Below are 12,450 nucleotides of genomic sequence, written 5' to 3'. Positions count from 1 at the left end.
CTGACGCTTTGGCTACATGCGCGAAACAACAGGCTGAAAAGAAGCGAGCCGGGCGGATGCTTTAACATCCAGCCCGGCTCCCGAACGGTTAACTCGTTGATCTACTTAATTTTGCTTTGTCCAATGGTTCCGGGGCTTTTAGATTAACGAACTACCCATTCGGGACACTAGCCGAGGAAGGTACGGCCCTGCTTACTATTGATCTCAAAGGCTAACTTGACCTTTACTTACCGGTCTCCGCCTCTTAGCTCGAGCGTGACTTTGTGCAAAAACTTTTGAGGATATGGTAGTTATGAGGTAAATGGTCACCGTAATACGAGACTACTTCTCCAACGACCATAAACGGTGTAAATCCTTCATAGCCACCTTCTGCGCCTTTATAATTCACATAGCCACAGACTCCTTCATAGCTTTTACCGCTAGCGAAACGCCCCTTGAATTTGTAAATAGTTTCAAATTTCGCTGACTCGGGGTCTGAAATATGTCTGAGCAGCTTCCTTTTTGCATCGGCGATTTCGGTCTTGCTTGCAATAGAGTGCTCGACGGTGGGGGGAGCGGGTGGCGCTGGGGGAGGGAGAAGCCCGCAACCTGTAAGTGCAAGAGTGAAACCAAGTATGGTTAGTTTCTTTAACATTTTCCAAAATCCTTTTTCAAGTGACTGCGACAAGAGTCAAGATTTTTTTTGTTCCTGGTCAGTCGCCGAAGCGCATGGCCGACTGTATCACGATGGTATTGACGTAGAAGTCTCTTACGAGCTGCTGCCAGAGCACTGCGGAAAAGTACGAGCAATGCCCAAGCCCAGCACCTATGACCATGAAGCCCGTTGCCCTGACAGTAGCTGATCACGAGGCCCTGGCTGAACTGCCGGTGTCTGACTGGTTCGATGTGGCGTTTGCCCCAATCAACCGCCCCTCGTACCGCTGCCAGCGCCTTTCCAAGCGAAATGGATGATGTGCATATTCGTGAAATCTGTCCTCGCCAGTGGCCCATGCGTTACCCTGCCGGCGCCATCTCGACCGCTACACAACGCCCTTTCGTCCGCACCTTCTGCACCAGTCGCGCTCTGTTGACGAACACATTGATCTCGCAACTGCCTGAGTGCTGTACGTCTTCCCAGTATTCTGCGTGCACAAGTTGCCCGTTCTGTGGCCCCGTGTAAGTACCCGCTGCTTCACGTGAGACATAGCTACTGTCACGTACATACCTAAGCACTACCATATCTTCCTCCGGCGCCAACATGATCTGTCTTGGCACACCGAAGAAGTCGATCAGTTCGCCCACCGGGCGATCTTTCCAGGCACTGCTGGCCGATAATGATGCGCAGCCACTGAGCAAGGTGGCGAGCAGGGCCAACATAAGCAATCGGTTCATAAGGTCTTCTCCCTGAAGATCGCGTTACTTAGCAGACATCTGCGTGAACCCTTCATCTATCTTCTGCATGATGGCCGTCTTGGCGGCCTCGCGGTTCAATATCTGGAAGAACTGCGGCCCTGACTTGCTCATTTGCGACGCGGACATCACACCCAAGTGCTCCATCTTCTTGGCCTGGCGTTCAGTCGGCTTACAGACAAAGTCACGGCTTTGCGCCAGCCAGGCGTCAGGTTTGCTCTGCCATTGGCTGGAATACTTCGCGTTGCGAAGCTCATTGAACACGCTGCGGAAATCCGCTGCACCCATGATGCGCACGCGGTTCTTCGCACAGTCGATTTCGACATCGTAAGCGGTGAAGTTGGGTTTACCGGGCTCTTCGTAAAGTTGATAGACGCCCAATGATTTCGCGCCACCTGGGCGATTGACGATGTGATTGGGGTCACCGTCGGCGATGAACACCTGATTCTTGCCCAAGGCACCCTGGTAGTGAACGACCCAGAAGTCGCCCATCAGCACTTCGCTCGCATGGGCACCGAGGGCACTACACAGTAATGCGGCAGGCAAAAGCTGCCTTGTAAAAGCGATCATGGGGCCGGTCCTTTACCATTTTTTTTAGAAAATAGCTTCACACACCGAACATGAGGCAAAGGGCCATCTAGCACATTCGTCCTAAGCGTACGACCTTTTCCATTTTCTCTATCAACCTTTCATGGGGCATCACCACGAACCCAACCAGTTACGACGAAGCCCAGAAGGAAGCCTGCTGGCTCAATCAGCAGCGGGACGCCCCCTTCGACCGCTGCGCTTATGTGGTGGTCGAGATCGATGGCCGCGAGCACCTTCCCCGGCGCCTGACTTGGCGCGAACGCCTCACCGGCAAGATTCAGTAACCCCTCCCCCTACAACAACTCAAGCCTGCCAGTAGACGTGGGCATGGAGCACTACTGCCATGAACAACGACATTGCGCCTGGAGACGTCGACAAGGTCACCGAGCAACGCATGGCTGAATTACTCGGCTGCACCAAACGAGCACTTGAAGGCCGGCGCCTACGCGGCGTACTCCCCGAAGGCATCTGGATAAAGCACCACGGCCGCATCATTTATAGCAAGAAGAGGTATGACGAATAACTGGAAAACCAATGGATTTACCCCCAGGGATCGACATCAACCACGGATCGCTCCGCCTCCGTTTCATGTGGGAAGGTACTCGACGCACCGAAACCCTTCCCTACCCCACGACATCGAAAGGCCTCAAAGCTGCATCCCAACTTCGCGATAAGGTAATCGGACTGATCCGGCTAGGACTTCTGGATCAAGACAAATATGCGGAGCTGTTCCCCAGCTCCGCAACAGTGGTCGGAGGCATACCGTGCTTCGGGGAGTACGCCCAGATTTGGCTCGACAGTCGTGAAATCGTTCAGGGGACCCGGAACGGCTACAAAAGCGCACTAAATCTGTACTGGATGCCGCACTTGGCATTGGTTCGCATAGATTTTCTCAACACCACCATGCTGCGCAGGCTTGTAAGCTCGATCACCTGGACATCTCCGGCCGTCAAGCGCAATGCCCTGGTCAAGCTGTCGACCATCCTGAAATCAGCTGTCGCTGATGGGCTCATCAACCGGAACCCAGCCGAACCCGTGCAGTTGCCTAAGCGCTCAAAGAAAGAGATCGACCCATTCAGGCTCGACGAGGCGAATCTGATCATCGCCAGGCTTTACGACCATTCGCACTGGATCAGCAGGATCTATGCGGCTTTTTTCGAGTTTGTGTTCTTTACCGGAGTGCGTTTATCCGAGGGCCTAGCCGTGCAGTGGCAGGACATCTACAGGGAAAAGAAGGTGGTGCGGATCCGCAGGACTATTGCCCTGGGCGAAGTGGCGGAGCGAACCAAAACCGGCCAAGAGCGGGTGGTGTTGCTCAATGAGAGGGCCTTGCAAGCCATCGACTATGCAGAGAAGTACGCCGAGCGGCGCAGGCAAGGAAAGGGACGAGTAACCGAAACGCCGTTCGTGTTCCCGCCATCGAAGAATGGAGAGTTTGTGAAACAAACTTCGGACCTTCACCATCAATGGCGACCAGTCCTCAGAGAAATGGGGGTTCGGTATCGACCACCATACAACTGCCGTCACACCTATGCGACAATATGCTTAATGTCTGGCCTCAACCCCGCATTTATCGCCCAACAGCTCGGGCATAGCGTGCAGATGCTCTTATCGACTTATGCACGTTGGATCAACTCGACCTCGGATTGGCAGGAGCTTGAAAAGCTCCAGATTGGTCTCAAATTGGTCTCAGGCTGTGAAAGCGTCACATAAGTTATTGATAGGTAAGCCCTTTGATCTCCACCGCTAACATCACCATGCGATGATTTTAGCGTTTTTAGGCGGTCTCAAGTGCAATGTTTTCGGGGGTTTCAGCCTCTCAAGCACGCACCAAAACGCATACATTGGCCCAAGAATTGGCCCAAGCTCATACCCTCCTCCGGCGTCCTGTCGACCGAACACAATCCCCCTCTCCTCCTACAGCTCGTCACCCTGAGCTGGTCAGAATTACCCTACCTCGATTACTGTATATCCAAACAGTACCGGCAGACCGCACCGTGATCATCGAAGACGACAGCTTCGCGCTGGGCATGCCCACGCCTGTTCAAATGTTGCGCCAGCATGCGCGCCTGGTCGAAGCCGAGTGCGAGCAGTTGCGGCACGAGCTCGACCGGGCTCGGGAAAACATCGAGAAGCTGGTGGCCATCCACCAGGCCCAGGCCGCCGAGATCACCAAGCTGACCGCCAGGATCGAGCGCATGACCTGGGAGCTATCCGACGCTCTGGTAGAAAACACCGAACTGAAGAATCGACATATTAGGGGCTGCCCGGCCACCTGGGGTGCAATGCCGCCGAAGGGTTAGCGCTCAGTGCAGCGTGCGTGCAGGTCCGCCAAACGACCGCAGCTGATACTCAGTGACAGCCTGATAGAGTGATTCGGCCTCCAGGCGCAGGCGTTCGATTTCTGCCGCTGGTTCGCCGGCGTCCTGGGCAGCTTGGTAGCGCCGCTGCGCATCGATGGCCTGCTGAATCAGCGGCTCGCCAGCCTCAACAACTCCCGTCAGGGTCTTCTTCACGCTACTGCTCCGCCTGCTTGATCAGCGCAGTATAGGACCTATTGCGGTGCCACCGTTCGAGTTCGACCCAGGGGGGGCTCAAGTGAGGGGCACCTATTGTTAGATGCCCGACGCCAGTTCCTTACTGCTTTGGTGGTGGGCAATCAGCCTGCAGAAAGGTCATCGAGTAGGTGAAGTGCCTGTCGAAAGAAAGAGGCGGAGTGCCAGGGGCGGTCCATTCCGAATAGTTGCCAGTCATGGTGGTAGGGTTATCCAGCTTGCCCATCGCCATGCTCGCAACGTTACCAACCTGTGCATTGGTTCAGTGACCGCCTAGGCGGTCACTTTTGAGCCAGAACACTTAAAACTTGAGTCTATCAATCGAGTTGAGTCAATGTAATTCCCAACTTATTACTACATTTTTAGCATCAAAACTAAATGACAAAACATTTCCAGATAACTCTGCATTGCCAGAAGCCTTGTTTGAGATGCTAGTTATTGCCTCTGCATTATTTTGGGCAATACCAGCCGAGCTAAGCACGCTACCTGCTCCCGGTATAAAGCTTGATAGCGAATCAAGGGATTTATACCCATCTCGCTTACGATACACCCATGAGGATCCAGTATTGCTTCCGGCAAACTGCTCGTCAGGGGTTCCGTAAATTGATTGTATTTCCGACTTTGTTGTTTTGTTTTCAATTACGTGGGATCGTATATATTTTTCGCTATATTTATCTTCCCCAACAGAGGCACAAGATGCTATGGTAGTCGCCATCATGGCTAACAGTATGATTTTTTTAATCACTTCATTTCCCTCAAGGCATTATTAATAAATAGTTTTGTGCTTATACGACGCTCGCACTTATGCCGCCTAACAAAACAGCCTTCAATAATTATACAATTTTGCTAATTCACTACAACATGTGTTTCCCGTATCGCCTGGGACGGGTTCGCCGCAAACTGGGCGGCAGTCAGGTAGAACCGACAACATGGCCCAATCTGGGCACGGTGTGGATAGGATTTCCAGGATCAGCAGCCACCTAGCGGAGGGGAAGGGTATCGCCATGATATTTCGTTCCTTGAGGGATATTGTCCCCGGCCGCGTAGGGCCGTTCAGACAAATAGGATGGGTGTGGCCTGCTGCAGCGTCAATATAGGACGGATGTGCTAATGGCTCATTGCTATTATTGATTAGGGCCGCGAAAGTTACCGTGGGCCATCAAAAAGGGCACCCCCTCGCCCAGGTTTACCCCCCGATTACACATATAGGCTGGGAACACATCAACCTGACTGGCGGTTACGTCTGGCGGCAGGGCCGCAAGCTGGAAGACGGGAAATTCAGGCCGTTACGACAGGTCGGAAAACCTTAGCGTATGATTTTTTCCGAATTCTCTAGGCTCCCCATACAGGTTTGAAAGGGAACTACATCGTCGAAGTCACACTGGCCGGCTCAAGGCTGGAAAAGCTAAACGTCTTGGGCAGTGCTGAAGGTCTGAACCAGTTAAGCGATTTGCTGGTGGCAAAGTACGGAGAGCCGAGAAGCCGAGAGCTGATCCGACTCGAGACAAAAACCGGTTACTCGTTCGTGAGCGAAGTGATGGGCTGGACAGGCAATGCTTTCTCGATGACTCTGCGGCGTAGTGACGACGACACCAGCGCATACTCGCTGACCCTCACCAACTTAAAGCTGTCTCCTCCGGCCTTGTCCAAAGCGGCTCCAGAGGCAGTCGGAGAGGCCGCAGAGCTATAAGACGTTCCACCTGTAAAGCCTCACTCCCCCCGCTTACATTGAGGCGAGTTTAAGAAATTCAGTGACGTGTCGCGCCCTCGCCTCCAAGAGACCGTAGCTGGTACTCGGTGACAGCCTGGTACAGCGATTCAGCCTCCAGCCGCAGGCGCTCGACGTCCTTCTCTGGTTGACCAGAATCCTGGGCTGCATGGTAGCGGCGCAGCGCATCGATGGCCTGTTGAATCAGCGGCTCGCCAGCCTCAACAACTCCCGTCAGGGTCTTCTTCACGCTGCTGCTCCGGCTATTTGATCAGAGCAGTATAGGTCAACGGCCATTCGGGCTTCGCTACGGATCAACCAGATCAGCGACGACCACCAATGTCACCTTCCGGCCAAAAGCAGTCATCGAGCATGCACAAAATCAGGGGTTTCTCACTTTGAGCTAACGCGGCGCGTGTAATTCTGCAATAACCTGGACAAGCCAATCTCTGGATGCACTGCCCGAAGCTCTTCTATGCCATCCCACAACCACATTGAAGTTTAGGGAAGACATATCTATGTCAATCACTTGGAAGCCACCGGTGGCAGCAATGGCCGAGGGTACGAAAGCCACCGTATCATTCACGTGCATAAACGCTTGCAGAGACGTGTAGCAGGGCAAAGTGGCAATCACTGTGCGGCTGACCTCCTGCGCACTAAGGAAGTCATCCACTCGACTCCCCAGATTGCCTACTCCACTAGCGAAATCCACATGAGGATGTAAGGACACATCTGCAAGCACCTGTATCTGCCGAGGCAACAGCGAACCTTGCCGAGCGACGCAGCAGTAGTGGTCGCTTCTCAGTCTATTCCGCACTAATCCCGGATCAACGTAGTCAGAAAAACCAATCACTAGGTCAGCCTCTCCTTGCGCCAGCGTCTTGACATGCTGATCGGGATTGAAGTCAATGACTTCAAGCTTCACCCCGGGCGCGCGTTCGCGCATGAGCAGCGAAAGCGACGGGATGATAGACAGTTGCGCATATTCATTTGCGATCACCCTGAATGCGTACTCACTCGTTGCCGGATCGAATGGGAATGAATTGAAGATGCCGTCGATCTCTTCAACTATTTTCTCGAATTTAGCTGCGAGGTCGTACGCATAGTCGGTCGGCTGTAGGCCTGCGCTCTGGCGCAGGAACAGCTCATTGGGAAACACTTCACGCATGCGCTTGAGGTAGTTGCTAACCGCCTGTTGTGATATCTCAAGCCGCTCGGCAACGCGAGAAACGTTTTTCTCGCGCACGAGATGCAGTAAAACCCGCATGTGCCGGACATCGATCTTCTCAATCATTTTTGTTGTATCTCATACAAGCTTGTCGTGATTTCCATTGTATCACTGGGCGCCTAGAGTATCGCCTCCTTAAGATTTTACGAGGCATTACTATGAAAACCGTAATTTTGATTGGTGCCCAAGGGCACATGGGCCAAGCCGCTATGACCGGTCTCAAGAAACACAACGTCATCACCGCCAGCCGCTCCGGCACAGGCTGCGACCACACGGTAGATATCACCAGCAAGGCGTCGATCAAGGCGCTGTTCGAAAAGGTTGGGCCGTTCGATGCTGTCGTTAATACAGTTGGTTACTGCGAATACGCTAACTTCAGCGAAATGACAGATGAGCAGTGGGACACAACTATCCAAAGCAAGATGGTCGGCCAGATCAATCTGGTAAATGTGGGCCTGAACTACATCAACGATGGCGGTTCGTTTACGTTGATTTCGGGCATTCTCAATGTCAAACCTATTCCTGTGGCAATTGCTGACGCCACCACCAGCGGCGCCATCGACACCTTCGTACAGTGCGTAGCGCACGAGCTTCCACGCCAGGTTCGCATCAACGTGGTCAACCCTACAGTTCTGGAAGAGGCGTGGGACGTGTATGGGGAAATGATGCCAGGCTTCCAGCCTGTCCCTGGCGCGCTGGTAGGCAAAGCCTTCGAGCGTTCGGTTGATGGCTTCATCACCGGAAAGGTTATATTCGTCGACGCTTGAAGAAGAGTCCATCTGCACTGAAAGTAAGTTACTGAAATTTAAGATGGCGCCGACTTGGAAGTTAATCAGGTCGGATGCCCCTCAAGCTACATGCATCTATATTAAGTTAATTTATGACCCTAATTAAAAGACTCAACCTTTATCCGTTTGCGCGGTTTTCATGCGCGCCTAGAAAATCATCACTTAAACTGACGAGATCTATATCATGAAGATTTTAAATGGCTTTATTGTCACGCTTTTGCTTGTCGCTGGCTACACACAGGTACATGCCGAAGACGGTCATGATCGCTCTATGAAGAGGCATGCACAATTTAGAACTGAACAAAAAATTATTCACGGATATGAAGTTGAAAAGAAGGAGTTGAAGTCTGAGGCTGTCAGCCATGATAAAGCCAATTGCAAAAGATCTAGCGCAAGCTAGTCTCAGCTCTTGGGGTGCACTCATCTGAGATTTTCAAATATCTTGTCGGTTGTCCGAAACGCTTACCATCTTGGGCACCACTAAGTTGCAAGCTTTCGGGATTTTTCACCTATGGCTCCAACAGTGCTGGTCGTAGAAGCTGATGAAATATTGCGCTCCCTAACGGTTGAGGCGATTTCGCTTCTGGGTGTATGTGTGATTGATTGTGCCTCTGCAGATGACGCTCTCGCCATGCTGGATGACTCGACTTCAATTGCGCTAGTCATTACTGATCTGCATACCTGGCAAGATGGATGGGCTGGAGTTCGTGAATGTGATTTGGTCGCGTTGGCCATGCTTGCCTGTCATCGTGACGTCTGGCAATACATTGGCTCCAAACGGGCTGTGGCCCTCCCAGTCAATGCTCATGAGTAAGCCATGGTCACTGGATGCGTTGTATAAAGCGGTCAGGACGTATCTGTCGGTTTAGTAACAGCATGCTAACGGCTCTATGTTCGCGCCAGAAAAGTCTCATCACCTGATGCAAGATGACTGGCCGTTGCGTGGACTAAGCGACCGACCGCATGTGGCCGTTTACTGCCCTTCGCAACAGGCAGCAAACGACCCGGAGCAGACACTGAGTGAGACGGAAAATGAATCACGTGACCTGGGCATTCAAGCCTGATCCGACACCATCAAATGCCAAGATGCTTGTCGATTAGCTGCGCGACAGCCTCGGCATGAGTATGGCCGAGATCATGACCTGCCTCGGGGAACAACTCCAGCCTGGCATCGGGTATCAGTTTCGCCAGCCGTTGGCCAACCGAGACTGGGCTTATTGGGTCCGCGCCTCCCCACAACAGCAGTACTGGAAGTTGTAGTTCAGGTAGACGGCCAGAAAGCTCGGTGCGATCGTCCAAGAACCAGCGTGGGAGGGTTGGGTTATCTGACTCGAACGCCGCGCGCCAGTTCTCTGCACCCAACGCTGGAACATTCAAACCTCCCGACGTGACGGCCAGGATCAGGTGGGTGACCAAGTCAGGGCGCTCAAGCGCAATCTGCACCGCGACAACTCCGCCCATAGATTGCGCCACCAAGGCCACGGGCCTGTCGATCTCTGCAATCGCAAGAGTAGCGAGATGCTCCAGACAGGTTATCTGCGGATTTGCTGGCGAATCGCCAAAACCGGGCCAGCCCATGTGTTGCACAGCAATTGACGTTTCGAGGGCTTCGGCGACCGGTTTCCAAAATTGATTGTTGCCGGAGGCGCCGGGGAGGAAAAGAATTTTTTGGGGAGAGGTAGTCACGGCTCGGTCCTTGAGTCAGGGTTGCAGCAACTTACGGGCATTCGCAGCCATGCGCAAATGATATGCGCGCAGGAGAGATATCTGCTGCCGCTAGCGGCTTGGTTTTTTCCAGATCACTGCTCGATGCCTCGGACGTAGGCCTGGCACGCCCGCAAGGCAATCAATCCTTGGTCGCCGGCATCGGTGACTGCGACAATTCGTTGAGCAGCCGCTGGGTCAAGTTCGCCTCGCGCGGCTCCATGAACCACGCCGCAGGTGTCGGACTATTCAATGGAGTGAGCGCGCAGGCCCGCCAAGCGACCGCAGCTGATACTTAGTGACAGCCTGGTACAGCGACTCAGCCTCCTGCCGCAGGCGTTCGACCTCCTTTGCTGGCTGGCCGGCGTCCTGGGCGGCGTGGTATCGACGCTGCGCATCGATGGCCTGCTGAATCAGCGGCTCACCAGCCTCGATAACTCCCACCAGGGTCTGCTTCACGACGCTACTGCTCCGGCTATTTGATCAGAGCAGCATTGACCAAGGGGAATTGGGGCTTGGCTGCGGGTCAACCAGATCAGCGACGACCACCAACGGCTACGTCTGGCATCAGTGATTGCTGCTGATAAGCATTACTCCGAAATTCTTCCATAAGCGTTCTGCGAATACACCCTGCGTAGTTAAACGGGAGCCAACTTATGCGCAGCAACTCCGTAGTCTCATCGTTCGCTGCGTCGGCAGGCGCGTTACTAACAGGAAGACTTGAGAATAGGTAACGATACGCGGAAAATCGTACCCTGTTCCAGCGTCGACTCCACCTCTATCTTTCCACCGTGTCCCGCCACTATCTCAGCGGCTATAAATAATCCCAAGCCCAAGCCAACAGTCTCTCCTCGATTATCGTTCGAGTATCTGGAATAACGGCCTTCAGGGCTGAAGAGAATTGGTATTGCGGCGGGAGGAATCGGTTCGCCAAAATTTAGCACATTGAAAAAAGCTGAGGTTGCATTCCCTTTCAAAGTGACGTGGATGGGCTGGTGCAAATCGCCATGTCGCACCGCATTGCCGATCAGATTAGAGAAAACCTGGGCCATCCGTGCTGGATCAAACCGCCCAACGATTTTTCCAGTGTCGTTGAATACAATCTGCGCTTGAGGATGACCAGCGCGGATTTCGTTTACGGTGTCTTGGCATATGGAGTGCAACTCAGTGACTTCTCCCTTGATCGTGAGTCCTGTCCCGAGGTTACAGCGCGCCAAGTCGAGTAAATCGCTGACCATCTGATTGGCACCGCGAACACTGGTAGCAATCTGGGCTGCAATCATTTTTTCGCGGTCGGGCAGTTGTTTCGATTTGCGCAACAGGTCGGCGCCCATCAGCACGGCACTCAACGGCGTGCGTAAATCATGGCCCAACACGCCCAAGACCATTTTTCTGGTCGTTTCTACAGCGTCCCCATAGGCTGCGATCGACTCGACCAGCGCTTGATCAATCGCTTCATTGAAGCGAACCATATCCGCAACATGGTAGCCGTCCCCCGTATATTCTTGCTCCAACCATAATCTGAGTACGCTCGACCTGAGGGCTCGATACTCGGAGACCATCTGATCTAGAGTGAAACCGGCCATCAAGCGATTGACTGTGTGGCTTTGAGCCGGTGTCTCGTCTTCGCTGACAGGGCCTTGGCCAAGGGACTTGTCAATCTGTTGCTGCTCGGTTTGACAGGTTCGCATGTCGAGCGCGACAGTTCTCAAGATCAGTTGCGCATGGTTTCTCAGACCTTTGGCGTCGAGATCTGGCATCGGGGTTTCCACAGACCTCGCGAAGTCTTCCCACGCTTGCAGAATATGCTTCATGTTGACGAAGATGAAATCTGACAGTCGCATGGCCGACCTCATTAAGCATCTTTTTTAGAATCATGATATGAGCATATCAGCCCTACCGCATGTGGAAAGGCAGCACAGCGCGTGCACGCAACCGTTCGTCAGACATGTGAAAGGCGCCTCAGAACTAGCTCCCAAATCTTAGAACGGCCCCTAGATGCTAGCTATGTCGGCCACTGTTTTGGTCGTAGGGGACGACAAAATATGGCGCAGCCCGATGCCTGAAGAGGCTTTCCCTGCTCAATGCCGCCGGCGCCAGATGGCCGGAGGTGAGTCGAGTTCAGTGCAGTGAGCGCGCAGGCCCGCCGAGTGACCGCAGTTGGTACTCGGTGACAGCCTGGTACAGCGACTCAGCCTCCAGACGCAGGCGTTCGACTTCCTTCGCGGGCTGGCCGGCGTCCTGGGCTTCGTGATAGCGGCGCTGCGCATCGATCGCCTGCTGAATCAGCGGCTCGCCAGCCTCGATAACTCCCGCCAGGGTCTTCTTCACGCGCTGCCGCTCCAGTAATTTGATCAAGTAGCATAGGCCAATGGCGATTCAGGCTTTGCTGCTGGGCGGCCAGATCAGCGACGATTACCAATGTCTGCTTCCGGCCAGAAGCGGACATAATTAGAGGACGAGTTGTATGACAGTCTTTGGCGGGCCCTA

The 12,450-nt window shown here is 53.5% G+C and carries 17 protein-coding genes and 1 pseudogene; 6 read left to right on the top strand and 12 right to left on the bottom strand.

Features of this window, described 5'->3' with window-relative positions; translation table 11 throughout:
• Positions 1-244: 244 nt before the first annotated feature.
• The 3 genes from BV82_RS13600 to BV82_RS13590 form a co-directional block, all read right to left on the bottom strand.
• Positions 245-634, bottom strand: coding sequence for a hypothetical protein (locus BV82_RS13600; protein WP_145997597.1), 390 nt, complete (start codon positions 632-634; stop codon positions 245-247).
• Positions 635-993: 359 nt separating this feature from the next.
• On the bottom strand, positions 994-1,371 hold the full coding sequence (locus tag BV82_RS13595; protein ID WP_036995701.1) for a hypothetical protein: 378 nt from the start codon (positions 1,369-1,371) through the stop codon (positions 994-996).
• 24 nt (positions 1,372-1,395) lie between these two features.
• Complete coding sequence (locus tag BV82_RS13590) at positions 1,396-1,959, bottom strand: hypothetical protein (protein WP_010226156.1); 564 nt, start codon at positions 1,957-1,959, stop codon at positions 1,396-1,398.
• A 361-nt stretch (positions 1,960-2,320) separates the two neighbouring features.
• Here BV82_RS13590 and BV82_RS13585 point away from each other — a divergent pair, with 361 nt between their 5' ends.
• The 3 genes from BV82_RS13585 to BV82_RS13575 all read left to right on the top strand — a co-directional run bounded on the left by BV82_RS13585 (position 2,321) and on the right by BV82_RS13575 (position 4,280).
• Positions 2,321-2,500 (top strand): hypothetical protein, encoded by a 180-nt coding sequence (locus tag BV82_RS13585; RefSeq protein WP_036995702.1) that lies wholly within the window; start codon positions 2,321-2,323, stop codon positions 2,498-2,500.
• Positions 2,501-2,511: 11 nt separating this feature from the next.
• The gene (locus BV82_RS13580; protein WP_036995703.1) at positions 2,512-3,690 is read left to right on the top strand and encodes a tyrosine-type recombinase/integrase; all 1,179 of its coding nucleotides are present in this window, start codon (positions 2,512-2,514) and stop codon (positions 3,688-3,690) included.
• 284 nt (positions 3,691-3,974) lie between these two features.
• The gene (locus tag BV82_RS13575) at positions 3,975-4,280 is read left to right on the top strand and encodes a hypothetical protein (protein ID WP_010226160.1); all 306 of its coding nucleotides are present in this window, start codon (positions 3,975-3,977) and stop codon (positions 4,278-4,280) included.
• 3 nt (positions 4,281-4,283) lie between these two features.
• Here BV82_RS13575 and BV82_RS13570 read toward each other — a convergent pair whose 3' ends face one another.
• Complete coding sequence (locus BV82_RS13570) at positions 4,284-4,493, bottom strand: hypothetical protein (RefSeq protein ID WP_036995704.1); 210 nt, start codon at positions 4,491-4,493, stop codon at positions 4,284-4,286.
• Between the two features lie 370 nt (positions 4,494-4,863).
• Positions 4,864-5,277, bottom strand: a complete 414-nt coding sequence (locus BV82_RS13565; RefSeq protein ID WP_145997598.1) for a hypothetical protein — start codon at positions 5,275-5,277, stop codon at positions 4,864-4,866.
• Positions 5,278-5,883: 606 nt separating this feature from the next.
• Here BV82_RS13565 and BV82_RS13560 point away from each other — a divergent pair.
• Positions 5,884-6,222 (top strand): hypothetical protein, encoded by a 339-nt coding sequence (locus BV82_RS13560; protein WP_036995705.1) that lies wholly within the window; start codon positions 5,884-5,886, stop codon positions 6,220-6,222.
• 58 nt (positions 6,223-6,280) lie between these two features.
• Here BV82_RS13560 and BV82_RS13555 read toward each other — a convergent pair whose 3' ends face one another.
• Positions 6,281-6,490, bottom strand: a complete 210-nt coding sequence (locus BV82_RS13555) for a hypothetical protein (RefSeq protein WP_036995706.1) — start codon at positions 6,488-6,490, stop codon at positions 6,281-6,283.
• A 153-nt stretch (positions 6,491-6,643) separates the two neighbouring features.
• Entirely contained in the window at positions 6,644-7,534 is an 891-nt protein-coding gene (locus BV82_RS13550) for a LysR family transcriptional regulator (RefSeq protein ID WP_198421657.1), read from the bottom strand.
• A 92-nt stretch (positions 7,535-7,626) separates the two neighbouring features.
• Between BV82_RS13550 and BV82_RS13545 the strand changes: the two genes are divergently transcribed.
• On the top strand, positions 7,627-8,235 hold the full coding sequence (locus BV82_RS13545; protein WP_036995708.1) for a short chain dehydrogenase: 609 nt from the start codon (positions 7,627-7,629) through the stop codon (positions 8,233-8,235).
• Between the two features lie 205 nt (positions 8,236-8,440).
• Positions 8,441-8,656: a hypothetical protein gene (locus tag BV82_RS13540; RefSeq protein WP_145997599.1), complete on the top strand. Its 216-nt coding sequence runs from the start codon at positions 8,441-8,443 to the stop codon at positions 8,654-8,656.
• A gap of 674 nt (positions 8,657-9,330) precedes the next feature.
• On the opposite strand, the gene BV82_RS13535 is transcribed toward BV82_RS13540, so the two are convergent.
• The 5 genes and pseudogenes from BV82_RS13535 to BV82_RS13515 all read right to left on the bottom strand — a co-directional run bounded on the left by BV82_RS13535 (position 9,331) and on the right by BV82_RS13515 (position 12,291).
• Positions 9,331-9,942, bottom strand: a complete 612-nt coding sequence (locus BV82_RS13535) for an alpha/beta fold hydrolase (protein WP_036995710.1) — start codon at positions 9,940-9,942, stop codon at positions 9,331-9,333.
• Positions 9,943-10,055: 113 nt separating this feature from the next.
• Positions 10,056-10,205 (bottom strand): annotated as a pseudogene (locus BV82_RS13530) (lysis protein); the annotation flags it as partial.
• 4 nt (positions 10,206-10,209) lie between these two features.
• Entirely contained in the window at positions 10,210-10,419 is a 210-nt protein-coding gene (locus BV82_RS13525; RefSeq protein ID WP_036995711.1) for a hypothetical protein, read from the bottom strand.
• A 248-nt stretch (positions 10,420-10,667) separates the two neighbouring features.
• Positions 10,668-11,804, bottom strand: a complete 1,137-nt coding sequence (locus BV82_RS13520; protein WP_036995712.1) for a sensor histidine kinase — start codon at positions 11,802-11,804, stop codon at positions 10,668-10,670.
• A 277-nt stretch (positions 11,805-12,081) separates the two neighbouring features.
• Positions 12,082-12,291, bottom strand: coding sequence for a hypothetical protein (locus BV82_RS13515; RefSeq protein WP_036995713.1), 210 nt, complete (start codon positions 12,289-12,291; stop codon positions 12,082-12,084).
• Positions 12,292-12,450 lie beyond the last annotated feature (159 nt).

It is taken from the genome of Pseudomonas donghuensis, assembly GCF_000696345.2.
In the GTDB taxonomy this organism is placed as follows: Bacteria; Pseudomonadota; Gammaproteobacteria; order Pseudomonadales; family Pseudomonadaceae; genus Aquipseudomonas; species Aquipseudomonas donghuensis.
The sequence above is the reverse complement of the archived record's forward strand: the minus strand, read 5'-3'. Positions and strand labels throughout refer to the sequence as shown.

What these genes read in the sequence shown, in the direction of transcription:
- BV82_RS13520 (WP_036995712.1), bottom strand. Translation starts at nt 11,804, where the DNA reads ATGCGACTGTCAGATTTCATCTTCGTCAACATGAAGCATATTCTGCAA.
- BV82_RS13595 (WP_036995701.1), bottom strand. Translation starts at nt 1,371, where the DNA reads ATGAACCGATTGCTTATGTTGGCCCTGCTCGCCACCTTGCTCAGTGGC.
- BV82_RS13580 (WP_036995703.1), top strand. Translation starts at nt 2,512, where the DNA reads ATGGATTTACCCCCAGGGATCGACATCAACCACGGATCGCTCCGCCTC.
- BV82_RS13545 (WP_036995708.1), top strand. Translation starts at nt 7,627, where the DNA reads ATGAAAACCGTAATTTTGATTGGTGCCCAAGGGCACATGGGCCAAGCC.
- BV82_RS13600 (WP_145997597.1), bottom strand. Translation starts at nt 634, where the DNA reads ATGTTAAAGAAACTAACCATACTTGGTTTCACTCTTGCACTTACAGGT.
- BV82_RS13550 (WP_198421657.1), bottom strand. Translation starts at nt 7,534, where the DNA reads ATGATTGAGAAGATCGATGTCCGGCACATGCGGGTTTTACTGCATCTC.
- BV82_RS13585 (WP_036995702.1), top strand. Translation starts at nt 2,321, where the DNA reads ATGAACAACGACATTGCGCCTGGAGACGTCGACAAGGTCACCGAGCAA.
- BV82_RS13540 (WP_145997599.1), top strand. Translation starts at nt 8,441, where the DNA reads ATGAAGATTTTAAATGGCTTTATTGTCACGCTTTTGCTTGTCGCTGGC.
- BV82_RS13590 (WP_010226156.1), bottom strand. Translation starts at nt 1,959, where the DNA reads ATGATCGCTTTTACAAGGCAGCTTTTGCCTGCCGCATTACTGTGTAGT.